This is a genomic window from Erythrobacter sp. THAF29 (genome assembly GCF_009363635.1).
GTDB lineage: Bacteria > Pseudomonadota > Alphaproteobacteria > Sphingomonadales > Sphingomonadaceae > Erythrobacter.
In genome coordinates this window covers 2689451-2713822 of sequence record NZ_CP045392.1, presented here as the reverse complement: position 1 = coordinate 2713822, position 24372 = coordinate 2689451, and the positions used below count along the sequence as shown (strand labels likewise).

The following is a 24372-nucleotide window of genomic DNA, read 5'->3' as shown; positions in this document are numbered from 1 at the left end:
CGGGTGCGCTATGAGGCAAGCGACCTTCCTTGCGCTGTGCTTTGCACTCTTAGCTGCTGCTTGGCAGTGCGTCTTATGGAGCGCCCTTCCCAATGTCGGGATGGGCGGGCTAGCAATCATCTACTTCGTATGGCCGATGCTCGTCGCTTGGTCGATCGGCTTATGGTGCCTGTTGAGGGCGGCCGGCAAAGGCGCAATGTCTGTTTTCGTAGCGTCGTGCGCGGCGATGATCTTGGTCACCACAATGCTGCATCCGCAGGACAGCAGTCTTGGTATCAAAGCAAAGATTGAGGCAATCCTGTCGATGTAGCCGGCTGCGGCCGCAAGCGAATTGGCTCGACCCAATCGTCAGCGAAGCTCGCAAATTGCCGAATGCCAAAATGCCGCCTCGCAGCTGCTCACCGAAACGCAATCGAATGACGGCTATTCGTGGGACGGGCATGTCAATCTCACGCGCAGCTACACGACCAATGGTCTCAATCAGTATACCGTCGCTGGTGGATCGGCCTTCTGTTACGATGCAAATGGCAATCTCACTGCCGACGGCGGGCACGTGTATCTCTACGACGTTGAGAACCGGCTGGTCGAAAAACGCGTTCAGACGAACACAAGCTGCACCTCGCTAAGTTACTCGGGCGCGCTCAAGGCCTTGCTCAAATACGATCCGCTGGGCCGGCTCTACGAAGTGTCAGGAGGCGCAGCGGGCGTCCAGCGCTTCGTCTATGATGGCAACCACTGATCGGCGAGTACAACGCCTCGAACTTAATGACACGACGCTACGTGCACGGCTCCAATGCCGAGGCGGACGATCCGCTAATCTGGTACGAAGGGCGCTGGCAGAGCTCCAGCCTCAGGCGTTACCTGCACGCTGACCCGCGCGGGTCGATCGTCGCGGTGACCAACTACCAGGGCGCGGTGATCGCGACGAATTCCTACGATGCCTATGGCATCCCGGACACCCAATCGGGCAACGACATCTCGACCAAGGGCCGCTTCCGCTACACCGGCCAGGCGTGGATCCCCGAGCTGGAGATGTATTACTACAAGGCCCGCATCTACTCCTACAAACTCGGCCGGTTAATGCAGACCGATCCCATCGGGTATGCGGATCAGTTCAATCTGTATGGGTATGTGGGGAATGATCCGATCAATGCGGTCGATCCTAGTGGCATGTATGCCACGCGCATCAATGACCGGAGAGGAGGGAAGGCCCGTGAAGAGTGGTTGGAGAAATTTAACAGCCTCGATGCAGCGGATCAAGCGAAGGTGGCGGACATGGCCAGCAGAATGGGGTACGATCTCGGTGCAATTGGGGTTGATACAAGGGCGTTTCAGGAACAAACTGAAGCCTTGGAGACGGAGGGATTATCAACCAGCCAAATTCAACAGCCTGACGCGATGGAAATTTCTAGAGCTTGTGGTCGTCATGGACAAGATAGCTCGGAATGTAAGAGTGCGAAGGAGAGCCATAAGAAGAAACACAAGAAGTGGGCTGAACAGCATAAGTTGCCACTTCACGGTCGAGCGCCACCAGGAGCGCCAGATGCAAGAAAGGCCGCATTCCGTAGCCTCGGCTATCTCTCATGCGCAGCTTCAGTGGTTGGCACCGCATGGACAAGTGGAGGCGCAATTCCTTGGCTTACTTCGGCGTTTGGATGTGGCGTGGTAGTAACTGAACATGTTACGGATTAAGGATGAGCAATAGAGCAGTAAATGTTTGCGTTGCAATTGTTGCAGCGATTTGGGCAATCGCCTTAATCCTGCATGATGGTCCGTTGCTGCAAATTATAGCTTCGCTAGTGGTATTAATTGTGTTTTTGATCCGAGCTATCATTATTAAGCCGTAGATATACGGTCCAAATTTTACGAATCACTTCAACAGGGAAGATTTTTTCCAATTGAACTCAAGGGTTTTTTGCCCAAGTATAGCTGCGACAATGCACTAAGGCGAAGTGTCGGGAGATGCATCCGCTGGTTGATTGAGTAGTTCGATAGTTTAGCGCAACAGAAGGACTTTTCTGCTCAAAATCAATTGATTCAAAAGTGAAAAATTGGCTCTTTAGGCATAGTCTTTAGTCAAGACAAAGTCGAACCAGCTTTCAAGCAAGCCTTAATTGTAGCCAGTCGTTGGCCGAACCAGTAATGTCCTTCCTCATTCCTGTTGCCAAAGTTCTGCATATTTCCGAGCTCGATTAAGCCCCAGAGTACGGATCGTGCGTGGCAGGCTCTAGATCGTCGCGGGTGCCGAAGTCGTCATTGTGTTGGTTTGGTAAACTGGATATCTCGCGCTTCTCCGCGCTTTGAATAAATGCTCCCGCAATAAGCGGCGCTCCGAGCAAGATGAAACACCCCAATGGGACGCGCAAGCCCTCTCTAACAGCCAGTCTCCCAGTGAGCATCAGCGCGCCGACAAACGCCACCGCCAACACGCAAAGGCCTAACGCGACCTCCCCGAATAGAACCGATGCAATCCACTCCATCGATGAGCTAAGAGGCGATTCGGCTGAAGGATTAAGCAAACTGCTTTGGGTCATTAAGTGTCTCGCCCCGTCAGCTTCCCGTCAGCACCTGGCTGACCCGGCGTTTACCCCCGCGCCGTTCAAGCTGCACGAACACATCGACGCTTTCGCGGACATAGTGCCGCACATCGTCGCGTCCGAGCTTCGATCCCGCTTGCAGCACCAACAGCGCCAGCTGCTCGATCGCGCGCTGCGGCGTGTCGGCATGCACGGTGGTCATCGAACCGGGGTGCCCCGTGTTGACCGCGCGCAAGAACGTGAACGCTTCGACCCCGCGCAGTTCGCCCAGGATGATCCGATCAGGCCGCATCCGCAGAGCCGCGATCAGCAAATCCTCCATGCTCACCTGCGCTTCGCTCTCTTCACCCCGCGCCGCGATCAGGCCCACCGCGTTCTCATGCTTGAGGTGAAGCTCGGCGGTATCCTCGATGAGGATCAGTCGCTCTCCCTCCGGCACCTCAGCTAGGAGCGAATTCAGGAACGTCGTTTTACCCGTAGAAGTGCCACCGGCCACAAGGATATTTCGTCGCGACCGGACCGCCTCGCGAAGGCAGGCCGCCGCTTCGCAGCCACCGACAGAGCGCAATTCGCGATTGTCGACAGCAATTCCGGTGTCGCCGCAGGCGCTGTCAAAGGCACCAGCGTCCTTCCAATCGCTAAGCGACAAGTCCGCCGACACATGTTTGCGGATGGCGAATGCGTAACCGCCACGTGTCGCGGGCGGCGCTGCGACCTGAACGCGCGATCCGTCGGGAAGCGTCGCTGCAAGCAATGGCTGCGCGCGGCTTATGCCTTGCGAAGAATGGGCTGCGATCTGTTTCGCCAGACGCTCGAGCAATTTGAGATCGAGGTTCGGCTCGACCATCCGCTCGATCCCACCGCCAATGCTCTCAACCCAAAGCTCGCCCGGCCGATTGATCCATATGTCGGTGACGTCGTTTCGCTCCATGACCGGAGCAAGCGGCGCAAGAAAGCTGTCTAGATAGTATCCGGCTTCGGTGAGACTCATCGATCGACGCTCGAAAAATCGAGATCGCGGGCGACGAATACCGAGACGCTTGTGCCGTGCTTCACTTTGAGCGTCGGCCGGATGGAATCCTGATCGCTCACCTGGACGTTCTGCGTGCTGCCCGGCAGTGCCACGATCACACCGTCGGTCGCTTCATTGACTGCAAGCCCGACCCCGACATCGAGGACGGATTGGAGCAGGGCGTTGCCGAAGCGTTGGAAGAACTTTCCGTCAACTTTGCCCTTGATGCCTGCACGCCCGAGCGGATCGGAGGATGGAGAATCGAGCGCGACTGTAACGCCGTCGGGCCGAATGAGCCGCGTCCACTGGACGAGCGCTCGGTTCTGCCCGCGCTGCAATCCCGCCTCATATTCGCCGTAGAGCCTGCTGCCGCGCGGAATGAGGACCTGCGTGCCGTCGAAACCAAACATGTCGCGTTGGACCAGAGCGCGAACACCGCCGGGGCGCGTGGAGTCGAGCGCCGTCTCGAGAACGGCCGGGATCACGGTCCCTTGGGGAATCGTATGGGAAGGATTGGCGAGGCGGCCAGCCGTGACACGCTCACCGCTCGCTTCATCGCCTAGATTTCCGGAACCACCCCCAACGGGCGATGCACGGTTCTCGAAAACGACTTGTGGCGGGGATGGCGCGGGTTCGATGGGGCGCGGGAATGGCGGAAGGGGCTCTGGCAGTGGCACCGGAGGGCGCGGCGAAAGCGGGGGGATGACGCGCGGCTCCAGTATCCGCGGCGCCAGGCGCTCGGTTTGTTCCTCAACCACTCGCGGAACTGGCCCTGATTCTGAGAACCGATCGGGCAGACGCAACGGCTCGGGCGATGCGATCCTTCCCCCGGAAGGCTCGACCGATGTAAACTGCGATGAGGTTTCACCCTCATCGCGGCTTGCCGAAAGCGCCGTGAATAGCCATGCTCCTCCGATCGCCAGGACTACGAGGAAGGCCCACAGGCCCAAGTTGCTGTTACTTCCGGTCGCGATGACCGGGCGGATGTCATGCTCCGGCGTTGCTTCCGGATGGCCATGCGTTGCGGCTTCATTCATCCGCCGCTCTCCCTTTTCTTGTTGCGCCGGGCGGTGGCCTTTTCCTTGTCGATCCGGAAAATCAGTCTGTCATGGACCCGGTCGATCACGAACTGGTCGCCGCGCATATGCCCAGCCACAACTTCTTCGTCGCCTGTTGCGCTGACCGCGAATACGGCGGGCAAGGGTTGCCCCGGGGCGTATTCGATTACGGTTTTCGAGCCGTTGTCGCGCACCATGGCCGGCCGCACCGATTTGTCACCCCTGATGCGGTATGACCAATCCAGATCTTGGAGATCCTCCTTCGTCTCCGGAATCCGGGCTTGGAGGGGCACACCGAAATCAAGACGCACCAGATAGGCGGCCTGAAGCCCTCTTCCCGTTTCCAGCGCGAATTCATAAAGGCGGCGATCGGTTTCGACTGTGAGGCTCGCTGCTTCTGCACGGGCCTGTGGGACGACCTGGAAACTATCGCTTTCTGCCGAAACAAATACGTCCCAGGTTCTGCTGCCGCCGAGCGTCATTCTCGTGATCGTCTCGCCGGGTTCGAGCATGACCGTCAATCCCGTTTGCGGCAATGCGGTGAGGACGATCGGTTCGCCAGGAATCCAGGAAACCGACTGGACCCGCGGCGTATCCGGCCCCGGCATCGGATATGACTGAGCGCAAAGCGGCGAACCTTCGGCTGCTATTGCGAGAATGAGGGCCAGTCTGATCATGGGCGCGCCCCTTCAATTTCCGGTCGCTCGATCCCGTTGACAATGCCCGCTTCAGGCAGGGTCTCCGCGTCACGGCGATAGCTTGTCACCTGGAAACCAAGCGGATTGAGATATCGATCAGCCTCGGTCATCGCAGCGGCACTGAAGCCATATCCCATGACCGCGACCCAGTGCTGCGCGGGCTGGCGGGCAATGCTGGGATCCTTTCTCGTGGTCGTAAACCGAACCATCGCGCGGTTGTTTGCAAGGCTGGATACGCTTTTGATTTCAGTCGCAATCGTCGCGCGCTGCGGCAGATAGGCTAGGGGGCTCTGCGGATTGGAGGCGTTCATCGCCGCCTGGTAATCGCGCGTCACGCTGTCGTCCGACCACAGACCGACCTTCCTGTAGTCCGACTGCAAGCCATCCTGAGAAAAGCTCTCTCGCGCGATTACATATTGCACCAGCATCGATCGTGTGAGCGCGGCGTCAGGCGCGATCAGCTTCTCGTCGAGCGGAGCCAGCGCCTCGACATTTCCGGTCTGTTTATCGACAAGGATCGTATAAGGCTCGACCGTCTTGAGCGGGAGTAGCACGACGAGCGCGATCGCTAGCAGCAAGGCGATAACCGACGCGACGATCGCCACCGCCCACGCGCGGCGGTTTGAACGTTCGAGATCGTCGGTGACACTCTTTGCCCAGCTGTCATTCGTCTGAGTAAAGTCTGGCTGGATGGTCATGCCTTATTGTCTCGCTTCTGGATCGATCGGAGCATACGTGGCTGCGTCCTGCGAAACGAACTGCCGAGGCGCGGCGACGAAATGGCTTCGACGGAGCGCTGCTGTGGAGTGCCACCTGCACGCGATAGCTGAGCGGTTCGCACGGTCTCCTCGCGGCGCACCGATCTTTCAATCGTCGAACTCAATCGTTCCGCTCGCAGCGTCACCTGTGGTTCGGGGGCGTCCATGCGTATGGCCCGCGGACCTTGAAAGCCTGTGAGGACGGGAGCCGTCTCGCGGTTCGGTAACGCGGAGGGGAATGAAGGCAAATCGGACCAGCCGCGATGGAACACGACGCGGGCGAGCACCCAAAGCAGCGCGAAATGCACCAGCATGAAGGCAAACATCGTCGCGAACAGCTCAAGCGGCGCGGAGGGCGTAGCATAACCGAATTGGCGGACATTGAGCGCATCGGCTAGCCACGGCTCAACAATCGCAAGCTGCACGGCGAGGCCCAGGCTGATTGCTATCGAGCCGCCGATCGTGAAGACCAGTCCCTTGGCCCATCCGGCGAGAATTCCGCGTGTCTGGGCAAAGAAGTACAGCCCCGCGACGATCGGCGCGAGCGCTAGCAGGACTGCCGCTGCAATCCTCAACATGGCGAGCGGCGCGATAACTCCGGCGAGAAACAGCAGGCGCGCGTAGCCGAAGGCCGCATCGTCCTGCAGCGCGGTACCGGCGAAGGTGGCGCCCGGAGCATCCTGATTGAGAAACTGCCCGGTGTTACGCCCCGTGCCGAGCTCGATCAGCGAGACGATGTTGTTGTCCACCTGTTGCAGCCTGTCGACCGTCGCGAGTGCGCCGCTGGGCTGGCTCGAAGTCTGAATCACGCTCGCGATTTCGGCCGGGCCCTTGAGCGTCACGTCGTAGACCACTGTGCGAAATGCCGGCCAGGAAAAGGCAAGGGTGAGTACGATCCCGATCTTGAGCACATCGAAGACGACGTCGCGCGCACCCGGTTGCGGACCGAACAGCAGCCTGATGCCGAACAGCGCAATAAATAGAGTGAGCAGGCCGGTGACGAGGACCGATGCCGTCGATCCGGGCTGGCCCAGCGCCTGATAGCCGTAGCTCCCGATCACCTGCGCCTGGCAGTCGATATGCGTGAGCACGCGGGTGAGGAATTGGTCACCGGTGATGATTGCAGGACAGCTCATCACGCGGCCTTTTCGAGCAGCAGGTGAAGCCAGTTGGCAGGGTCAGGCCCGGTGCGGCCGACAAGCTCATCGAACAGCCGCACGGTCTTCTCACGGCCCGACAGAATCGTGAGCAGGTCTTCTTCACCAGACAGGTCGAGCCGCGCGACCACGCTTTCGCGGCCATGCTTGATCAGGAAGCAGTGCGATGTATCGGGCAGGGTGCGCACGAGGTCGAATTCGTGGCGCGAGAGGCCGAAGCCGTTGATGTAGTCCTCGGCGCGGGCCTTGGGGTTGATCATGAAGATTTGCGTTGCCGCCTGCTCGATGATCGAGCTCGCGATCTGGCTTTCGAGCGCATCCTGCGCGCTCTGGGTCGCGAAGCCGACCACACCGTTGCGCTTACGGATGGTCTTTTCCCAGTCCTTGATCCGGCGCACGAAGACTTCGTCGTCCAAAGCCTTCCAGCCCTCGTCGATAACTATGATCGCCGGGTCGCCGTCGAGCCGTTGTTCGACCCGGTGGAAGAAGTAGAACATGGCGGGCGTGCGTGCCGCCGGATCGTCGAGAATCGCTGTCATGTCGAAGCCAACCGTTTCGGCCGAGAGGTCGGTCATGTCCTCCGGGTTGTCGAATAGCCACGCGCGTTCTCCATCGCCCCACCATTGACGAAGGCGTGAATAGAGATCTTCGGGATGCGGCCGCGCTTCTCCGCGGAAGAGTTCGACCAGATAGCGCAGTCGGCGGCGTTCGATCGGCTGCTGGAAGCTTGTGTCGATTGCGTCACGGATTTGATCGGTCTCCGCGCTCGACGCCCCGCCTGCAAGCAGCGTCAGCCACTCGGACAGGAACTGGCGGTTGGTGGGTGTGTCGTCGAGCTGGAGGGGATTTAGTCCCGATCGCGTTTCGGGCGTTAGTCGGTCATAGGTCCCGCCGATGGCGCGCAGGAACAGCTCGGCTCCGCGATCCTTGTCGAAGAATATGATGCGCGGATTGAACCGCCGTGCCTGTGCCAGCAGGAAGTTGAGCACCACAGTTTTGCCCGAACCGGACGGGCCGATGACAGTGAAGTTACCGAGATCTTGGCTGTGCCAGTTGAAGAAATAGGGTCCAGCCGCGGTCGTCTCGAACAGGGTGACCGCTTCGCCCCAATGGTTGCCAGAGGAACGTCCGACGGGGAAATTGTGCAGGCTTGCAAGCCCTGCGAAATTGGTGGTCGAGACCAGCCCGCGCCGTCCGATGTAGCGGAAATTTGCCGGGAACTGCGCCCAGAAGGTCGGCTCGATCGCAATATCCTCCCGCACGGCATTGATGCCGAGATCGGCGAGAAGCGCGGTGACTTCGGCGACTTGGCTTTCGAGATTGGCGAGGTCTTCTGCGTGGATCGCAATGGTGGTGTGATGCTCTCCGAACCCTGCGCGGCCTGCCGCGACCTCGTCTTTCGCGACCGTGAGTTCCTCGCGCAGCGACAGCGCCTCGTCCTCGGCAGAGCGCATGCGTCTGAGCGCGAGGTTCATTTGCCCTAGCGCCTGCCCGCGCTCGACGAAGGCGAAGCTTTGCGTCACATTCAGCTCGAACGGCAAGCGATAGAGCTCGTCGAACATGCCCGGGAAGGTCGCGCCGGGATAATCCTTGATCGAAATCATCGCGATGAAGCGGCGCGGCAACTGGCCGGTCGGGGCGAGCTCGATCGCATCCTGCCCAAAACTGATCCGCCGCGCGGGAATGAAGTGCCCGAGATCGCCATGAGGAAGCGCAACCGGCCGCATATCGGCGTTGAACAGGCAGGACAGGAATTCGAGCGGCTCGGAGCGCTGGCCGTCCTCGGTCTCGTAGATGCTGAGCACTCGCGGATCGTAGGCCGATAGCGATGCCATCAGCGCCTCGCGCGCCCGGTCTAGCGCGTGCTTCTCGCTCGCTATGTGCTGCGCATTGGCGTTGGCCTTGCGCCCGATCCAGCTGCTCAACCTGTCCGCGATGCCGACGCGGCCCTGCAAGGGGCGGCGCACGATCGTGACGAACAACTCGTTCACGTAAAGCTGCTTTCCGGCAAGCTTCTCTTGCCAGCGCTCATCAAGCCGGGTCGAAAAGTCGTCAGCCGCAACCGGATTGAGCGTAGCCTCCGCGCGGCGGCGGATCGCGTGATGGTAAACCGCAAAACGCGAGGAACCGAGTGCGCGCAGCATGGAGTCGCGTAACCCTGCGCGATAGTTCAGTTCGTCGCTGTCGGCGGTCTCGAACAGCAGGCCCCCCAGCCGGATCGTTTGGACGAGCAGTCCGTCGCGCGTCTCGATCGTTACATCGTCGATATGCCGTCCATAGGGGAGGTGTGCGCCTGCGGGCGTCTCATTGCGAATAGTGTCGGGATTGCTCGTCAGGGCCGGTAGGAATTGCATTTCCACAGGCCGTAATTCTTGATGCGAGGACAATTGCGGACGCGTGTGATCCAAAGGTCAAAGATTCGCGGGTCACGCAAGCTGACCAGCATTCCAGCACCGTGGATCGCGACCGCGACAAGCAGCACCCACCAAGCGCGGAAGATCAGAAACAGCTCGACCGCGATGATCGCGTTGATGACGAAGAAAGTATACGTGACCCCGGCGAACATTTGCGGACGCGTTAGCGCCACGAACAGCGTGTCGCGGCGCAACTCTTCAGACATCCATTACCCCCTAGTGTCGGCTCACACTCTTCGTGCCGTTCCCGCCCTTTGACGTTGGGATAATCTAAAGGCTTATCCCGGTCCAGAGTGCTTCGAACTTGGGAGGCGGCGATAAAGTTACAGCTCCTCTGCGATAGTATGCCTCTGCCCCAGTTGCGCAGATGCGCTTTAGCTCGCCCAGCCCGAGGGTAGGGAGGGAGGGCACCTGCGATGAAACTTCAGCCAAGCCGCATGTTGTTTCGGGACCCGTCCTCTATCCCATTGACCACTATGAAAAGTATTTCGGCATCCAGCTCATGCAACGCGGATAAGGGCGGCACTTCTCAAGTGCGCAAAGTCGCGATAGAAATTGCGCCTCCGCCGTTCCCGGGGGTCTGGAGGGGTTGATGACAGCCAGATTGTTGCTTCGCCTTGCGCCGCTGATGGCACTGGCCTGTGCAAGTTCGATGTCGGCGCGGCCGTCGCCCGATGATAGGATTGATCCTTCGAAGGGCCTGCGGCATTTCGATAATCAGGCTATCGATGCTCATTTGATGGCCATCACCGGCAATCATCTTGCGAAGGTCGCTATTGATGGCCTCACTGTCGTGCGGGCCCACTCACCCGCTGGCCTCAAGTTTGCCACCCATATTTATCGATGCCACGAAAGTGACAATACGCGATGTGGGACAATCCAGCCTTTCACCAGTTGGAAGGTGAGCGGGAAAGAAGATGCTCCCTGTCAACTAACTGCCTTAGGCGCACCCAAATACCTGATTGTGGATCCCGGTCGACTGCCACAAGGAAAGCCATACATGTCGCGGATCGTACTTTTGGAGCAGGGTGTAATTCAACCAAGTCTGGCAAACGAACCAGACTTGTTTTTTAAATTCGCTGGCCAGCTTGATGCGCAGTTGCGAGCTCTGCCTCAACTATGACGATCGATGAATTGCCGATGAGGAACCTTTGACCAAAGGAGCAAATTGCTTTCGGTGGGCAGACGGCATCTGTGAAAACGAAACACGGTTGCTTTTTGCCAAAGTACGGCTCGACAACCGCAGTCATCTCATTGAAGCTCTCGCGCTACCGCAAGACGTTACGGACCCCGATCTCCTGCTTGCCCTCTATAGCGAACACGGTGTGGAATGTGCGGATCTCATCCTCGGGGACTTTGCTTTTGCTATCTGGGATGCCGATCGAGGTCGGGTATACGCAGCCCGCGACATCATGGGATGTCAGCCGGTTTATTACAGCAACAACGGTGAGGGGTTTTTCATCGCTGAACGGCTCGAGCAATTGCTCGTTTACGATACCGTTTCAAGACGTGAAGACGAGCCCTACATCGCCGCAACTTTGACACGCGCCTTTGCGCATTTCGAGCGCACTAGTTTCGCCGAGATCCGAAAGATACCCCCGGGCAATTACATCATTGCCGACCCCGACGGTACGACAATCACACCTTACTGGAGGCCGGAACAGATTTCCCTGAGACAGTGGAACAGTCATGAGGAGTGCCTATCCGAGTTTCGTCAACTGCTTCGCCAGGCGATAGCAGATCGACTGCCGGTAAAAGGAAATGTCGGAGTGCATGTCAGCGGCGGGCTGGATTGTTCATCGATTGCCATCCTGACCGCGAAAATGCTTTCCGCAGACAAGAAGCCTCCCCCCATAGCACTGACGTGGTATCCCGCACCCCACCCCGAGCAGTCAGAAATCGAAACCGAAGAGTACGAACGCGTAGCGGCAGTATGTGCCAGGATGCATGTTGAACCGGTCTACACGGAGCCATCAGTGGATATCGTTCTCGACGTTCTCGATCGCGATCATCGTACCAACCCGATCTGCAACGCCTCCTACAATGAACTGCCAGTGCTTGAGCAAGCCAGTGAGGCGGGGGTGACAGTGATATTCTCAGGCTTCGGCGGTGATGAGGCTGCCTCGTTCGATGGACGCGGATACTTCGAAGAACTGGCTTCTAACGGACATTGGGAAAAGCTTGCCAGTTTGACCACGGGACACCCAAGAGGCTCGCTACGCTTCGTTCTCGCCAGCCTTGCGGACAGCTTTGCACACCGCTTTGCGTCGGATGAAAGACTGCGCAGGTTTCAGGAAGACCGCAGAACACCGGGAGTGAGCGGACTTCGCGCGATCCTTAGGCTGATATCGCCTCCAGGCTGGCGGCGAACATCCGGCGCTGTCGGTGACGATGATCAGAGGCGCGGATTTCTGGATGGCAAGGCATGGAATAGTATTGAAGCCCTGCCTCCCATACCTGTCGTGCGAACCCCGAACACCCGAGCCGCACGGTGCAACTTGCTGCGCTGGCCTGGATTGATCACTCGAATCGAGTCGATGGCATCCGACGCAGCGCCTTATGGAATCCGCCATGTCTATCCCATGATGGACCGCCGGATCGTCGAATTTGCGCTTTCGCTGCCGTCTCATGTCTTTCGCGACAAGCATTGGAAGCGGCTGTTCTTCCGGCAAGCCATGGATCCAATCTTGCCCGAAGAAGTCTGCTGGCGCGAAATCAAAGATGACCCGGCCCGAGTCACACCTTTGCTGCTCGCATTGAAGGGGGCTTTTGCTATCGTGGGAAAGCGCTACTCCAGCGGAGAAAGCCTACCCGCTCGGTCGCGTTACGTCGATATGGAGAGGCTTATCCGCGATCTTGACCCGAATTCGTTTGAACGACGTTCTAGGATTGGCCGAATCTGGTCTGCCGTCGAATTCGTTGGAGCAGCCAGTCGCGAGAATGATTCCAAGTAAGCGGCTGTTTCCTAAGTGCGACGCCGGGTCTCCAGCGATGCGTACATTTTTGCCCGCGAAAGCAGGTGTTGCTCGGGCGTGGGCTTCGCCGCAAGTATGTCGAGGTCAATCTGCAGCGGATTGATCTCCTTGTAATGCAGTGTGTCGAGGAACCAGTCGCGGGAGTAACCCAAGCAGATTACGGGACGATCCGCTCTGGAGCGGTTCGCCGTCCCGCAGTGCTTCAATCGATAATCGACCAAAAGTACTGATCCCGGTTCCAGCTCAGGATCGATGAATCCTCCTTCCATTGGGTCATCCGATAGATCGGGTTTACGATGGGTTCCGGGCCAAACGCGGGTGGTCCCATTGACGGAGTTGAACGGGACAAGCGGTATGAAGAGGTTAACTGCAAAGCTCGGGCAGAAGCTGTCCACCTTGTCTTCGAATAGTCCTCCGTAATCCCGGTGAATGTGCTGGTCTTGGGCGCCCGGAGCCGCATTGATGCATGTGAAGCAGTTGAGCACGTGGTTATCACCATGGAGGGCGCTTAAGAATCCTCGCAATTCTGGCGCTGCGAAAATCTCACGATCGTCGAATTTTCCCGCGATTGGTATAGGGACCATCCGCCTCCCTGTCCCGACTACCAACGCGCCCGATCGGGTTTCAGCCGAGTGGATTTCAGCGAGCGCAAGCTCCGTCAGGGCCCGAACCTTGAGAGGATTCAGGTAGCGGTCGACAATCAGGCAACCCGATTGTTCGAAGGTTCGAACATTAGCGGGATCAGCCAATTGTGCTCGCTCAATTGTCGCAATCTGTTCTGGCCTTTGAGTCAATTGAGCCACTCGAAGAACAGCTTTCCCGTATGTGCTAAAAACAAACGAGCGGCGGTGAAGGTATCACCCCGCTCGTTTCGGATCCGATCTGAAGAACCTCAGATCAGGAGTTGCGATAGAAGTTAAACGCTTCGCCCGGCTGAAGTCGCCCAAATCCAGTACGTGTCGCCGATGGCACGTCCAACTGTTCCAGCTTCAATTTTTGCCAGGCTTTTTTGCCACCGATATCCGGGCCGTTGTCAATCGCGTCAGTCATTTTGTTTCCCCTAGAAGCCGAGTCAATTTGAGCACACGACGAGATCTTGATCGCGGAGCTCTCCGATCAATGAGACCAACTGGTCCTCGCATTCATCCGGCGACACATCATACTCAGCAAGGAGTGTGCCGCGAATTTCGTTTAAGGTGGTCGGCGTTTCGAGCAGGTTCCAAATTCGGCCCGATGGTCCTTTGAGGCTGAAATATTTCCCTTTATCAATGCACATCATGACAACCTCGTCGCCAAGGTTCGACGCCAAGATCTTTTCTGATGCGGCGACCTTTGTCGCCATGGAAATATCACTGGTCACAGGCTACCTCCCCCAACTTCGCGGTTGTTAGGCCATATTTTGCGGTTGCACAATATCTCAACGCACGTGCCCGTTCGCCAAGAGGCAACGATTGCAGAGCTCGCCATAAACACGTCGCCATTCGGAAAGACTAGTGAAGAATTCAGGGTCCATTCCTGGCGCGCTTAACGTTTCGAACGGCAGCCATGGTTTTCTCGATCCTGTGAAATGAAGTACCTTCGCTGTCTCAACCGAAAGTCCGGTAGCTTTCTTGATTAGCGCGTTGTGCGACAAGAGAAAATTGTAGGACGGCGACACGAGGTGCTGTCGCCCTGCAAAGTGGATGTTGAAAAGCATTTGATCGGTATGACCGGTGATGTCGTTTACCCATCGCTCTGGATCGAGCGCCTCCATCAATCCATCATAGTCGGCTGTCGTGACCTGGTCGGTGTCAACAATCATCATGCCGCTGTTGAAGGTATTGCCAATACTTTGCGCGGTCGGCTCCGGTGAATGCCCCTCGACCTCTCGATAATCCGAGAGGCGCCGATAATTGCCGCGATAAAATGCTCCATCTCCCGATGCGACGAGGGGAGCATCGACAGCGACGATTTCGTGGATGGAATCGAGGAAAAGCAAATCGCTGTCGCAAAAGATGATCCGGTCATAGCCCGGAATTGCGATCGTTTCGATCGAGGCGAACTGGATTTCTTTGCCCGATCCCCACCGAGCGTGAACAGCGATCTGCTTCAGAACCTGCTCCAGCTTCTGCGATATAGGGCGATGGATCAGGCAGGGATCGAAAGTCTCGAACACCGATATCGAGTGTGGATCGAGGGAGCGATGGATTACGATTACGTCGCCGTTGAACCAGGGGTTGGTCGCACGAAAGCTATCGATCATCGTCAAGGTGCCGGGCACAAAATCGTCCGAGGTCACTGTGACCAATGCTATTTTTTCAGATGTCATGCCGGGCTCGATAGGCGAACTTCTGCATCATTTCGCCGTGATCCGAGTAAACCCGCCGAGATTGCTTGGCGGTCAGCTCTGTCTGCCATCCGCCTGATCGGCCAGTTCGGAAAAAAGGGCGCGAAGTATCCGAGAGTGCCTTGAAACCCGATTGTCTTTCACGTGCTCGCAGTCGTTCAAAGCTGGATGCCGTCACAGTCCGGGCGACCTTGTCATCCTGAATTTCCAGCTCGCAAAATCGGATGATTCTGGAAAAGATCTCGAAAGTGTCGTCAAGAAGGTCTTCATACCGGATGCAGAGCGTTTCGATAATGTCTTGCTGCGTCCATCCCTCAACATGATCACTCCAGTTTCCAATATGCTCATCGAAAAACGTGTCGCTGTTTTCGACTTGCGCGGCCGGGTTGGCCAGATGGTCGATCACGCTATCGATCGGGAGATTTTGGTGATGCGCATAAGATGCCGCAATATCGAGCGGGTTACGCACGAGGTAAACCGCCTTGGACTGCGCATTGGCTGGAAACATCGCGAGGCCGTCACGTGCGCTAAAGAAAGCCTCGTGCGTTTTAGTGAAACTCGTGCCGGTAAATCGGGATACGAATTGCGCATGCAGTCGGCGTCGCAGAAGGTCGAGACCAGCATCTGACATGTCGGCCGAAGCGATGCCCATTGCTTCATCGAATTCATGGCGTTCCAGATGCGAGGGCGGACCCAGAATGGGGCTATCCCATCGCCAGCCATCGCCGGATTCAGAAAGGTAGTTGCTCAGTAGGATGCGCAGCCAAGTATTGCCGGATTTTGGATAGGATGCCAGCCATACAAAGGTCATCTTAGACTGGGCTTCCTGCCCTGCGAGCGTCGGTCGCGGCTTGAACTGGGGTTGTTTCGATCCGGTCGACCAGACGATTGATCAACTCATCGAGCAGGAATGGGTGCTCCGGGCGCACTACGTTCCAGACCGGAATAGCTGCAGCTAGCCTGGAGACAGCATCGAAATGGAAATCCTGCATTCCCATCCCGTCATAAAATCGCTTGCGAAACGTGTACCGTGACAACGATTGAAAGGCCTCGCCTTGGCTGACCTGGCGGACTGCCACTTCGCTTTCTGCGCCGACATCGAGAACGAAAACGCAATCCACCCCGATCTCTGTCTTGCCAACCAGGCTCGTGGGAAACGCAAATTTCTCGATTTCTGCATCCAGCCTGCGATATTCGCGCTCCGATTTGCCCAATTTTTTAAGCGCGCGAGCAGTTAGCCGTGCTCCAGGGAAACTCGGCCTGATCCGAGGGACGCCATCCTCGCCGAAACCGATCGCGGCAACGTCATCTGTCACCATCTTATACCCGCAGGCCAACAGGGCAGACATGGTCGTCGACTTGCCAATCCCGGAACGGCCAACAAATAGGGCTGCGCCTCGAGGCCCCATCACTGCACTTGCGTGCAAAGTCAGCAGTCTGCGTTGCTGGAGTAAGGTCGCAAAGGCCGATCCCATGAGAAACGCGCTGATGACCTCGTCGCTCGCGCCGATTGCTGGCTTGATCTCGATCCGCTGGCCATCGCGAACGTTTAAGTCTGCCACATCGTCGATCCGCAACAGCAGGCCATACGGACCGGCCTTCCAGTTTGCGAATTCGGTTTGTAGACCAGATTCATCGAACTGATGGTCGAGCGACACACGCTTGATCTCTACATCATGGGGCTGGGATTCAACCTGATCGAGACTGGTGATGTGTTGCTCCGAAGCAATAACAAGCCCGAATGCTCTATAGAACGCTCTTTGCGACATGAATTTGATGGGCCTTACCGGCTGTCCAAATGGTCATTGCACGCGTCCGAACCAAGTTGGCTCTGCGCTCGAAACACGCTTGGCATCGCTTCGTGCGAATGGTGTAAGGGCTGCCTCGTCATGCGTATGAAACGCATAGCAGAATACGAATTGGTGTCGAATGGCGTTGAACTGGAAGCCTTATATCTACAACGCCGGCGGACATCGTCGGGCGCTAACTAGTCTGTTCTACGCCGGGATTTCCCAAGGGCTTGATCCACGCAAACTGTGTGAAGTTGGCGCTGACATTACCCAGCTCACCTCCCATGACTGCAAGCAGGCGCGCATTCTTGCCGACGCGCTTACGGATTATGCGCCTAAGGACGCGTCGGTCTGGTACTTCCGCGCACAAGCATTGCGACTGGGGATGGAGGACGCTCAGGCGCTCAAAGCTTGCGATCAGGCGCTCGCGATTGATCCCGATCATGTCGAATCGCTCGCCATGAAAGGCAAGCTTTTGATCCAATTGGGCGAACTGGAGCAGGCGGAGCGGAACCTGCGCAAAGTAGCGAAGAGGTCACTTGGAATGGCAGTCGCTCCCCTGTGCGAGTGCCTTATCCGGCAAGGAGAGGTGGACAGGGCTGGGCAACTAATTTCTGACTTTTCCAAAACTCATCCACCTTCGGCAGGTCTGAGCGCTTTGGAATGCGCCAGGTGTCTGCTTTCTGGCGATACCGAAAGTCTCGCCCAACTACAGCAGCCCGAACTGATTTCGGTCGTGAGCGGCGGGCCTGACTTGGCAACACTCAATCACGCGCTGATAAGCAGCCTCAAAAACAACGCGGCGATGGTTGAGGAGCCTGCGAGCACGACCACTGTGAACGGGAGGCAGGCGTTTCTCAACGACCTGCTTCCCAAGCGAATTCTGGACGAGATGATCGCGCTGATCAAACAAGAGGTTGAGCGGTATATCTTGGAACATTCAGATCATTCCTACCTCGCTGATCTGCCCGGCGAGCTCAATCTCACAGCTTGGGCTGTAGCTCTCGATGACCAAGGCTTTCAGTCATCACACTGCCATCCGGGTGGCAGGCTGAGCGGTGTCTATTATGTCGACGCCGCCAAGGATCTGGATCGAATGGACGGTTCGGGCGCTCTCGAATTCTGGCGACCGCCGAAAGAGCTCGTGGGACCGGTCGAGTGTGAAACCAGGCTGGTGCAGCCGCAGGACGGCATGCTCCTGATTTTCCCGTCATACTTCTACCATCGCACGATTCCCCATCGCGGGCGCGACGGACGCATTAGCATTGCTTTCGACGTTGGCTAACGGGGCGGTGCAAGAGCGTTCGTCAGCTCTCTTTTTTGCGTAGCCGGACCAGTTGTTCAAAGACTTCGTCTGCCCCGAGATTGCGGGACCATCGGCGTTCGTGCTCGTCAAGTTCATCGGCCCTGATCCGCATGAGACCGGGGTCGATATTGGCGACTGCCCGATCAAATTCCTTTTCGGTGGGTTGGAGCGCAGCCAGCCCGGCGATGCGTTCTACATACGATCGGGAATTGGCAATTTCAGCGAAATCGACGACGTGCGTTTTCTCCGCCAGCACGCTGAGAGGACCATGTGACAGCTTCGTTACTGCGCTGTAGTTATTTCGATATTCTTCGAGAAAGCTCGTGATGAACATGAACCTTGCCCGAGGATCCACTCCTGAAGGATCGATCCCTGTATGTGCGAGGCCGCTGGTAAGGAACTCCGACCGAGCCTGTTCTGACGGGCTACGGTAGGACACAAGAACGGAGCATATAGTCGGTGCTGCTGCCACCCATGCATCGAACTGCGACGGATCGATAAGTAGGCGCAAATCCATTTTGCACGCCTTTAGAATCGACCGGTCCGGGAGGTGGCGCCGGAAGGTTTCCGAACTAGGACCGCCATAATAGATATCCGGCTCTTCGAAGTATCCACCTGGATTCAGATCGTAGTGAAGCTTTTGGCGCAAAGGGTCATCGTGCTGATCGAACCTTCGACCGATCACGTTCACACCAAGCAGTCCGAGTGTCTGCATGAGCAACGAGGAGCCTGAGCGACCAAGGGTCAAAACAACAATCAATCTCGCCACCTTCCGGGAATTATCGGATTGGCCGGACAACTCGTTTAGAAGACTCGATCACAGATGCTCAACCTGCGCTCCGTTTAGGTTGCTCACTTGCCCCCACCAAACTTTGATCGTGCGTTGTGCGTGACATTCATTGTGTTACACACAATGACTCGGGGACGGTCGCAACCGGCAAAATGGTATTTGTTCAAGGGGAGGGAACACAATGAAGAAACTTAGCCTGTTAACAGCAGCAGCGGTCGCACTGGCCTCATTTTCGGCCGTTCCGCAACCTGCGAAAGCGCAATCTGATCCCTTGTTGGGGCAACTCATGCTGTTTGGCGGCAATTTTTGTCCCCGTGGCTGGTCAAGAACCGATGGTCAATTGCTCGCGATCAACTCCAACCAAGCTCTCTTTTCCCTGCTCGGCACGATGTATGGCGGCGACGGACGGACAACTTTCGGTCTTCCCGATCTTCGAGGACGCGCGCCGATCAGCACCGGTCAAGGACCCGGATTGCCAAACTACTTGATGGGCCAAAAAGGCGGCACGGAAGCGTTCACGCTGACTGTTAGCCAAATGCCGTCGCACACTCATACGGGGACGATGCGTGCAAGTACGCAAATCGGTAATTCGGCTAACCCCAATAACAAGGTTCTGGCAGTCGATCCCGCTGGTGACAAAATGTACCACGTCGCCGGCGCAACCAATAATATGGCCGCCGACTCCCTCGTGATTTCCAACACTGGGGGCAATCAGGCCGTGAACAAATTGTCACCTTTCACGACCATGCAATGGTGTATCGCGCTCGTGGGCACCTTTCCTTCGCGTAACTGAGCCGGTTCCGGCTTCGTTGAGACGACTGAAAGGAATTCGAAATGACTACATTTAGAAAACTCGTGATCGCTGGTTGCGCCTCGGCGATGACAATTGGCTTCGCCCCTGCGGTGAACGCGCAAGCCGGCACGGCCTATATCGGGCAAGTGTCCGCATTTGGGGGCAATTTCTGCCCGCGAGGCTGGACGCCGGCGAACGGACAACTTTTGCCGATTGCCCAGTATACTGCTCTCTTCTCGCTGTATGGGACAATCTATGGCGGTGACGGGCGCACTACGTTTCAATTGCCCGATTTGCGAGGGCGACGCCCAGTGAGCGAAGGCACGGGGACCGGGCTTGGCTCCTACCGCTTGGGCAGCAGAGGCGGGGCAACAAGCTTCACCATCACTGCCGCGCAATTGCCTTCGCATAACCATACGGGAACGACGCGGGCCAGCTCCGCACTCGGCAATTCGGCAAACCCTCGTAACAACGTGCTGGCAGTCGACAATGACGGGGTGAAAATTTATCATAACGGCGGTTCGACCAACAACATGGCTGCTGGCTCTCTCGCAATAAACAATGCGGGCGGAGGGCAATCGGTGAACAAGGTTTCACCCTTTCAGGTTGTGCAATGGTGTGTCGCCTTGGACGGGGTCTATCCTTCACGATCGTAGATATTCGATCTGAAATCAGTGATCGGAATGAGCGGGCCGGAGCTCGCTCTTTCCTTTTTTGCCCGAGCGCCTGTTCAGGCCGCGGCGTCATAGTGCTCGAAGATCAGATGCACCCTGTGGGAGCCTTCGAGGTTACAGGCCGAATGCCGCTTGATATTGTTGACCTCGTAAGCCCGGCCGACTTCAAGGTGCCGCTCGTCATCTTCGATCGTGAACGTGGCTGATGGGCCCGAGATCAAGGGGACGTGCACCTTGTGGGTATGCAAATTCGCTCCGGCTCCATCGACATGTCGGTCGATCGAATGCCCTGATAAGAGCCTTGCCAGCATGACCTTGGAGTAAGCCGTTTCAACATGGCCGTACTGAGCAGTTATTGCATCCATGAGAGGCAAGAGCCTGGCTTTCCAGACATCCCAAATCGGATTGGTGTAGAAATCGGTGTGATCGCGATTGCCCGGGGTGAAGCGAAAAATGATGTGTTGCGTGTGATGAAATACTGAGAAATTGTTCTCTTTTCGCTGGTCTTCGATCGACCACAAACTGTCAGGCAGTTTCGCTACCAGTGCGCTCAATTCGGAGACCTCGAACTTTCCGAGATCGAGGTAGGTCTTGGGCTTGGTCACTTTTGTCATCGGCTAAGTATGCCATAGCCGAAGCTCCGCAGCAGCGCTTCTAGCGGCGCGAACTTGCGATTTATTATTTCGATATCCTCCCGTGTGAGCCGTTCGATTTGCTGGGCATTCATGTTGCGGAGACGCTCGTGATATCGTCCTTTGACTGCAAGCCTCTGGTCAAATTCGAGGTTGGTCAGTTCAGGCACGAGTGCCTGCACCTGAGCGGCAGCTGCCGCCGGATCTGCACAAAGATCTTCATAGCTGAGGAATGTGCCGACATCTGCATGGCTGGCAATGTTCTCCCTCTGCATTGTCAGACAACGCAATATGTGAGCGGCGGCTGCCGTCAGAGCTGCTTCACGTGTATCGAACCGCCGTGCTTTGTAGCGGGTGATCGCTTCAACGACTGCGTATGGATTGCGAACCAAAAAAACGAACCGAGCGTTGGCAAAGGCCTCACGCAACTGGTCCACCAGAATGAGGAAGGGTGGGGCTTTCGTAAGGAAAACCGGAGCATCAGGTCTTGCTGCCCTTGCCTGAAAATACCACGCCCTGCGCGTTTTATCCCAATTGTAGAGATCGCGGCTGCGAATCTTTTGGACATATTCGGATTCTGCCGCCCAGATCAGTTCCTTCTTGTCCGCCCCAAGATTTGGACCCTCATAGCCAAGCATGTGTTGTCCCTCGCGCGGAAGGCGCCAAACCTCTCGGCACGTCTCCAACGCGCGGGTTACGAAGGTCGAGCCGCTGTTGTTCGGACTGATCACGAACAGATGGGTGGCGACACACGCGCCGACGTCGCATTGCGCTCCCAAGAAGACTTTATCCAGATTTCCAGATGCCGCGCTCGTACCCAATCCCGTCCCCATATTCATTCTAGATGATGATAGGACCAACGTGCGAAGGTGGAAAGCGTCTCGTGTGGTTGCACAAACGGTTTCTTTGACCATCCGTCCCGTGTGCGCTTGTTCCGAAAGATGTCCGCGCGAACCACCAGGCTTGCCTCAATTGCCGTACCCCGACCTGCAAATGTTGGAAGCAGGCTGACTGCACCACCAACCAACCGCGACGCTGGGGCTGGACTTCATAGACTAGCCAGGTCCGACTTAAGCTCGCGCGAAGTGTGAAACTCAAATTCGGCCGATAATTGACAAAGGCAGAGCCGTCAGGTTGACCTGCTCCGGCGCGAGCGATCTTTTAACTGCTCGCAGAGGGGCAACGCCGATGGCTTCAGTTCTCGGACGCGTAAAGCGATCTGGCGCCAGCCTGCTTGGCTTGGCAGTTCTGTTTCTTATCGTTGCGGTCCAAGCAGCTGATCCGGCTCCCTTGGCGCGCATCAGGATGCAGGTTTTCGACACCTATCAGGCAATTTCGCCTCGAATTGTCGACCAAGGCGCAAAGGTGGCGATCGTCGATATCGACGAAGAAGCGATCGAAGAACTGGGTCAGTGGCCTTGGCCCCGCACCGATATCGCGCGCATGACACAGCGTCTGGGCGAGGCGGGTGCTTCCGTGGTTGTATTCGACATCGTTTTCTCGGAGCCTGACAGGACGTCTCCGGAAGCGGTGGCGGAGCAGCTTGAAAGGCAAGGAAACGAGCCGTCTCTGGCCAGAGCGCTCCAGAATTTGCAAAGCCATGACGCCCGACTGGCCGAGAGCTTCAATAAGGTCCCGGTTGTTACAGCCTATTTTCTCGACAAGTCGCAACGGGGGCGGGCTGTCGAGCCGAAGGCGCCATTCACGATTGCGGGTACGCTGCCACGCCGCGAAGTCCCGTCTTATCCCGGAGCAATCCGGCCATTGCCTGAATTGGAAGCGGCAGCGTCCGGAAGCGGGTTTGTGAGCCTGGAGAGCGATCCCGATGGCATCGTTCGCCGAATTCCGCTGGTTGCACTTCAGCGAGACACCTTGTTGCCTTCGCTTTCGCTTGAGGCTCTGCGTGTTGCGATAGACGCGGGGTCGCCGAACCTGCTGGCAAGCGACGGAAGCGGTGAGACGCTTGCGAGTCCCGGTGCCGCAGTGGCGGTTCGGATCGGCGACCGTGAAATCCCTGTGACCGAGACGGGCGAAATGTGGGTACACTTTCCCGACCCGGCCATGCGAGAAGTTATTCCGGCAGCTCCTTTGGTCACAGGCGAAATGAGCGACGATGCGCTGGCCGGAAAGGTCGAGGGCCGGGTGGTCTTTGTTGGAGGCAGCGCAGCCGGCTTGCAGGATCTCGTATCGACCCCGCTGAGCGAGCGGATTGCAGGGGTGAGCGTGCATGCGGCGGCGCTCGAACAGATGCTGGCGGGCCAGTTTATCGAGCGTCCGGACTGGGCTCTGTCACTCGAGCTTCTTCTCGTCCTCATGCTTGGAATTGGGTTTTCACTGGTGCTCCCGCGATTGGGCGCATTGCAGGGGGCGATTGCGGCCACAGGCGCGATACTCGCGGTCATTGGCGCCAGCTGGTTCGGTTTTGCAGAATCGCGCTACCTGTTCGATCCGACCTATCCGGTGCTCGCAATCGCCCTCATCTACACTGTCCAGACGGTTGCTGTTTTTTATCGCGAGGAGCAGCAACGAAGCTACATTCGCTCTGCATTCGACCGGTTCTTATCGCCGGAAATGGTGAAGCAAATCGCGGACGATCCCAGCAAGCTGAACCTTGGCGGGGAAGAGCGCGATATGAGCGTCATGATGTGCGACATTCGCGGCTTCTCGAGGATTTCGGAAGAGCATACGCCGAGCGAAGTGATCGATTTTCTGATCGAATTCCTCACGCCCATGAGTGAAATCCTGCTCGATCACCGCGCGACGCTCGACAAGTATATTGGCGATGCGATCCTCGCCTTCTGGAATGCGCCGCTCGATGATCCCGACCATCACAGACATGCGGCAAAGGCGGCCCTGGCGATGGTCGATGCCGTGGCCGAACTCAATCGGACAAAGCCGCTGGAAGAAGGCAGCGCCTGGCCGGGCGAGGTGCGGATCGGCATCGGTCTGAATTCCGGCCTTTGTTGCGTCGGGAATATGGGTTCAGAGCAGCGGCTTGCCTATTCATTGATCGGCGACACCGTGAATGTTGCAGCTCGTCTGGAGGGGCTGACCAAGCAATATGGTGTCCCAATCATCGTCGGGGAGGAGATGGCGGGGCACTTGGGAGGATTTTCCATGCTCGAGATCGACAGGGTGCGCGTGGTCGGTCGAGACAGAGCGGAGAGAATCTTCGCTCTTTTGGAGGACGAAGACGCTGCAAGCTGTGAGCCCGTGGCAGCCGTGATCGAGGCCCATACCGGCATGTTGGAGGCATACCGTGAGCGCAAATGGGGCCTTGCCGCAGAGGTTCTCTCAGACAGTGAGGGAATCTATGCAAAAGCGGGATTGACGGGTCTTGCCGCACTTTTCGAACGCCGGATCGCAGCCTTGAAGTCTGATCCACCGGAGCCCGACTGGGGCGGTGTCTTCGCGGCAACGCAAAAGTAGCACGGACGGTCAACGCGTTCTTC

Annotated in this window: 26 protein-coding genes; 9 read left to right on the top strand and 17 right to left on the bottom strand. The window is 57.4% G+C overall.

The genetic code is table 11. The features are described 5' to 3' along the window. The first annotated feature begins 10 nt into the window (after positions 1–10). The 3 genes from FIU90_RS13195 to FIU90_RS13185 are packed head-to-tail and all read left to right on the top strand — an operon-like array spanning position 11 to position 1692. The gene (locus FIU90_RS13195; RefSeq protein ID WP_152435197.1) at positions 11–310 is read left to right on the top strand and encodes a hypothetical protein; all 300 of its coding nucleotides are present in this window, start codon (positions 11–13) and stop codon (positions 308–310) included. 21 nt (positions 311–331) lie between these two features. Then, a complete protein-coding gene (locus FIU90_RS13190) occupies positions 332–739 on the top strand; it encodes a hypothetical protein (RefSeq protein WP_152435196.1) in 408 nt (135 codons plus the stop codon). Positions 740–765: 26 nt separating this feature from the next. Beyond that, positions 766–1692: an RHS repeat-associated core domain-containing protein gene (locus FIU90_RS13185; protein ID WP_152435195.1), complete on the top strand. Its 927-nt coding sequence runs from the start codon at positions 766–768 to the stop codon at positions 1690–1692. A gap of 500 nt (positions 1693–2192) precedes the next feature. On the opposite strand, the gene FIU90_RS13180 is transcribed toward FIU90_RS13185, so the two are convergent. From FIU90_RS13180 to FIU90_RS13145, 8 genes are read right to left on the bottom strand one after another with little or no spacing between them, the layout of a single operon-like run. Further along, positions 2193–2534 (bottom strand): TrbC/VirB2 family protein, encoded by a 342-nt coding sequence (locus FIU90_RS13180; protein ID WP_152435194.1) that lies wholly within the window; start codon positions 2532–2534, stop codon positions 2193–2195. Positions 2535–2550: 16 nt separating this feature from the next. Further along, a complete protein-coding gene (gene virB11, locus FIU90_RS13175; RefSeq protein ID WP_152435193.1) occupies positions 2551–3528 on the bottom strand; it encodes a P-type DNA transfer ATPase VirB11 in 978 nt (325 codons plus the stop codon). Then, entirely contained in the window at positions 3525–4586 is a 1062-nt protein-coding gene (locus FIU90_RS13170; protein WP_152435192.1) for a TrbI/VirB10 family protein, read from the bottom strand. Before FIU90_RS13170 ends, virB11 begins: the two co-directional genes overlap by 4 nt. Continuing rightward, the gene (locus FIU90_RS13165; protein WP_152435191.1) at positions 4583–5284 is read right to left on the bottom strand and encodes a TrbG/VirB9 family P-type conjugative transfer protein; all 702 of its coding nucleotides are present in this window, start codon (positions 5282–5284) and stop codon (positions 4583–4585) included. The genes FIU90_RS13170 and FIU90_RS13165 overlap by 4 nt, the downstream gene beginning before the upstream one ends. Then, a complete protein-coding gene (locus tag FIU90_RS13160) occupies positions 5281–6003 on the bottom strand; it encodes a virB8 family protein (protein WP_152435190.1) in 723 nt (240 codons plus the stop codon). The genes FIU90_RS13165 and FIU90_RS13160 overlap by 4 nt, the downstream gene beginning before the upstream one ends. Then, entirely contained in the window at positions 6000–7199 is a 1200-nt protein-coding gene (locus tag FIU90_RS13155) for a type IV secretion system protein (protein WP_152435189.1), read from the bottom strand. The genes FIU90_RS13160 and FIU90_RS13155 overlap by 4 nt, the downstream gene beginning before the upstream one ends. Further along, entirely contained in the window at positions 7199–9574 is a 2376-nt protein-coding gene (locus tag FIU90_RS13150) for a VirB4 family type IV secretion/conjugal transfer ATPase (protein WP_152435188.1), read from the bottom strand. The genes FIU90_RS13155 and FIU90_RS13150 overlap by 1 nt, the downstream gene beginning before the upstream one ends. Beyond that, complete coding sequence (locus FIU90_RS13145) at positions 9553–9840, bottom strand: type IV secretion system protein VirB3 (protein ID WP_152435187.1); 288 nt, start codon at positions 9838–9840, stop codon at positions 9553–9555. The genes FIU90_RS13150 and FIU90_RS13145 overlap by 22 nt, the downstream gene beginning before the upstream one ends. A 386-nt stretch (positions 9841–10226) precedes the next feature. On the opposite strand from FIU90_RS13145, the gene FIU90_RS13140 reads away from it, so the two are divergent. Continuing rightward, on the top strand, positions 10227–10757 hold the full coding sequence (locus tag FIU90_RS13140) for a hypothetical protein (protein WP_152435186.1): 531 nt from the start codon (positions 10227–10229) through the stop codon (positions 10755–10757). A gap of 28 nt (positions 10758–10785) precedes the next feature. Continuing rightward, positions 10786–12588 (top strand): asparagine synthase-related protein, encoded by a 1803-nt coding sequence (locus FIU90_RS13135; protein ID WP_152435185.1) that lies wholly within the window; start codon positions 10786–10788, stop codon positions 12586–12588. Positions 12589–12599: 11 nt separating this feature from the next. Here FIU90_RS13135 and FIU90_RS13130 read toward each other — a convergent pair whose 3' ends face one another. From FIU90_RS13130 to FIU90_RS13110, 6 genes are all read right to left on the bottom strand, one after another. Continuing rightward, a complete protein-coding gene (locus tag FIU90_RS13130; protein ID WP_152435184.1) occupies positions 12600–13358 on the bottom strand; it encodes a phytanoyl-CoA dioxygenase family protein in 759 nt (252 codons plus the stop codon). A 148-nt stretch (positions 13359–13506) separates the two neighbouring features. Next, positions 13507–13659, bottom strand: a complete 153-nt coding sequence (locus FIU90_RS15585) for a hypothetical protein (RefSeq protein WP_172970267.1) — start codon at positions 13657–13659, stop codon at positions 13507–13509. 22 nt (positions 13660–13681) lie between these two features. Then, the gene (locus FIU90_RS13125) at positions 13682–13969 is read right to left on the bottom strand and encodes a PqqD family peptide modification chaperone (protein WP_152435183.1); all 288 of its coding nucleotides are present in this window, start codon (positions 13967–13969) and stop codon (positions 13682–13684) included. A 57-nt stretch (positions 13970–14026) separates the two neighbouring features. Next, positions 14027–14917, bottom strand: a complete 891-nt coding sequence (locus FIU90_RS13120) for a glycosyltransferase (protein WP_152435182.1) — start codon at positions 14915–14917, stop codon at positions 14027–14029. After that, complete coding sequence (locus tag FIU90_RS13115; protein ID WP_152435181.1) at positions 14907–15746, bottom strand: sulfotransferase domain-containing protein; 840 nt, start codon at positions 15744–15746, stop codon at positions 14907–14909. The genes FIU90_RS13120 and FIU90_RS13115 overlap by 11 nt, the downstream gene beginning before the upstream one ends. A gap of 1 nt (position 15747) precedes the next feature. After that, complete coding sequence (locus tag FIU90_RS13110; RefSeq protein ID WP_152435180.1) at positions 15748–16704, bottom strand: hypothetical protein; 957 nt, start codon at positions 16702–16704, stop codon at positions 15748–15750. A 160-nt stretch (positions 16705–16864) separates the two neighbouring features. On the opposite strand from FIU90_RS13110, the gene FIU90_RS13105 reads away from it, so the two are divergent. Beyond that, entirely contained in the window at positions 16865–18010 is a 1146-nt protein-coding gene (locus tag FIU90_RS13105; protein WP_152435179.1) for a putative 2OG-Fe(II) oxygenase, read from the top strand. A gap of 22 nt (positions 18011–18032) precedes the next feature. Here FIU90_RS13105 and FIU90_RS13100 read toward each other — a convergent pair whose 3' ends face one another. Further along, entirely contained in the window at positions 18033–18746 is a 714-nt protein-coding gene (locus FIU90_RS13100) for a hypothetical protein (protein ID WP_152435178.1), read from the bottom strand. Positions 18747–19002: 256 nt separating this feature from the next. On the opposite strand from FIU90_RS13100, the gene FIU90_RS13095 reads away from it, so the two are divergent. Both FIU90_RS13095 and FIU90_RS13090 read left to right on the top strand, forming a co-directional pair. Beyond that, entirely contained in the window at positions 19003–19614 is a 612-nt protein-coding gene (locus FIU90_RS13095; protein ID WP_152435177.1) for a phage tail protein, read from the top strand. Between the two features lie 41 nt (positions 19615–19655). After that, positions 19656–20270, top strand: coding sequence for a phage tail protein (locus FIU90_RS13090; RefSeq protein ID WP_234029525.1), 615 nt, complete (start codon positions 19656–19658; stop codon positions 20268–20270). A gap of 74 nt (positions 20271–20344) precedes the next feature. Here the strand turns inward: FIU90_RS13090 and FIU90_RS13085 are convergent, their stop codons facing one another. Further along, positions 20345–20893, bottom strand: a complete 549-nt coding sequence (locus tag FIU90_RS13085) for an aspartyl/asparaginyl beta-hydroxylase domain-containing protein (protein WP_172970266.1) — start codon at positions 20891–20893, stop codon at positions 20345–20347. 5 nt (positions 20894–20898) lie between these two features. Continuing rightward, positions 20899–21741 carry a sulfotransferase gene (locus FIU90_RS13080; RefSeq protein ID WP_172970265.1) on the bottom strand — a complete coding sequence of 281 codons (843 nt, stop codon included), beginning with the start codon at positions 21739–21741 and terminating at the stop codon, positions 20899–20901. Positions 21742–22108: 367 nt separating this feature from the next. Between FIU90_RS13080 and FIU90_RS13075 the strand changes: the two genes are divergently transcribed. After that, complete coding sequence (locus FIU90_RS13075) at positions 22109–24349, top strand: CHASE2 domain-containing protein (RefSeq protein WP_152435174.1); 2241 nt, start codon at positions 22109–22111, stop codon at positions 24347–24349. Positions 24350–24372: the final 23 nt, after the last annotated feature.

Coding starts and splice junctions, on each gene's coding strand:
- FIU90_RS13075 (WP_152435174.1), top strand. CDS start 22,109: ATGGCTTCAGTTCTCGGACGCGTAAAGCGATCTGGCGCCAGCCTGCTT.
- FIU90_RS13160 (WP_152435190.1), bottom strand. CDS start 6,003: ATGACCATCCAGCCAGACTTTACTCAGACGAATGACAGCTGGGCAAAG.
- FIU90_RS13185 (WP_152435195.1), top strand. CDS start 766: ATGACACGACGCTACGTGCACGGCTCCAATGCCGAGGCGGACGATCCG.
- FIU90_RS13120 (WP_152435182.1), bottom strand. CDS start 14,917: ATGACATCTGAAAAAATAGCATTGGTCACAGTGACCTCGGACGATTTT.
- FIU90_RS13140 (WP_152435186.1), top strand. CDS start 10,227: ATGACAGCCAGATTGTTGCTTCGCCTTGCGCCGCTGATGGCACTGGCC.
- FIU90_RS13155 (WP_152435189.1), bottom strand. CDS start 7,199: ATGAGCTGTCCTGCAATCATCACCGGTGACCAATTCCTCACCCGCGTG.
- FIU90_RS13195 (WP_152435197.1), top strand. CDS start 11: ATGAGGCAAGCGACCTTCCTTGCGCTGTGCTTTGCACTCTTAGCTGCT.
- FIU90_RS13115 (WP_152435181.1), bottom strand. CDS start 15,746: ATGACCTTTGTATGGCTGGCATCCTATCCAAAATCCGGCAATACTTGG.
- FIU90_RS15585 (WP_172970267.1), bottom strand. CDS start 13,659: ATGACTGACGCGATTGACAACGGCCCGGATATCGGTGGCAAAAAAGCC.
- virB11 (WP_152435193.1), bottom strand. CDS start 3,528: ATGAGTCTCACCGAAGCCGGATACTATCTAGACAGCTTTCTTGCGCCG.
- FIU90_RS13105 (WP_152435179.1), top strand. CDS start 16,865: ATGGCGTTGAACTGGAAGCCTTATATCTACAACGCCGGCGGACATCGT.
- FIU90_RS13180 (WP_152435194.1), bottom strand. CDS start 2,534: ATGACCCAAAGCAGTTTGCTTAATCCTTCAGCCGAATCGCCTCTTAGC.
- FIU90_RS13090 (WP_234029525.1), top strand. CDS start 19,656: ATGACTACATTTAGAAAACTCGTGATCGCTGGTTGCGCCTCGGCGATG.
- FIU90_RS13145 (WP_152435187.1), bottom strand. CDS start 9,840: ATGTCTGAAGAGTTGCGCCGCGACACGCTGTTCGTGGCGCTAACGCGT.
- FIU90_RS13095 (WP_152435177.1), top strand. CDS start 19,003: ATGAAGAAACTTAGCCTGTTAACAGCAGCAGCGGTCGCACTGGCCTCA.
- FIU90_RS13100 (WP_152435178.1), bottom strand. CDS start 18,746: ATGCAGACACTCGGACTGCTTGGTGTGAACGTGATCGGTCGAAGGTTC.
- FIU90_RS13150 (WP_152435188.1), bottom strand. CDS start 9,574: ATGCAATTCCTACCGGCCCTGACGAGCAATCCCGACACTATTCGCAAT.
- FIU90_RS13170 (WP_152435192.1), bottom strand. CDS start 4,586: ATGAATGAAGCCGCAACGCATGGCCATCCGGAAGCAACGCCGGAGCAT.
- FIU90_RS13110 (WP_152435180.1), bottom strand. CDS start 16,704: ATGTCGCAAAGAGCGTTCTATAGAGCATTCGGGCTTGTTATTGCTTCG.
- FIU90_RS13165 (WP_152435191.1), bottom strand. CDS start 5,284: ATGATCAGACTGGCCCTCATTCTCGCAATAGCAGCCGAAGGTTCGCCG.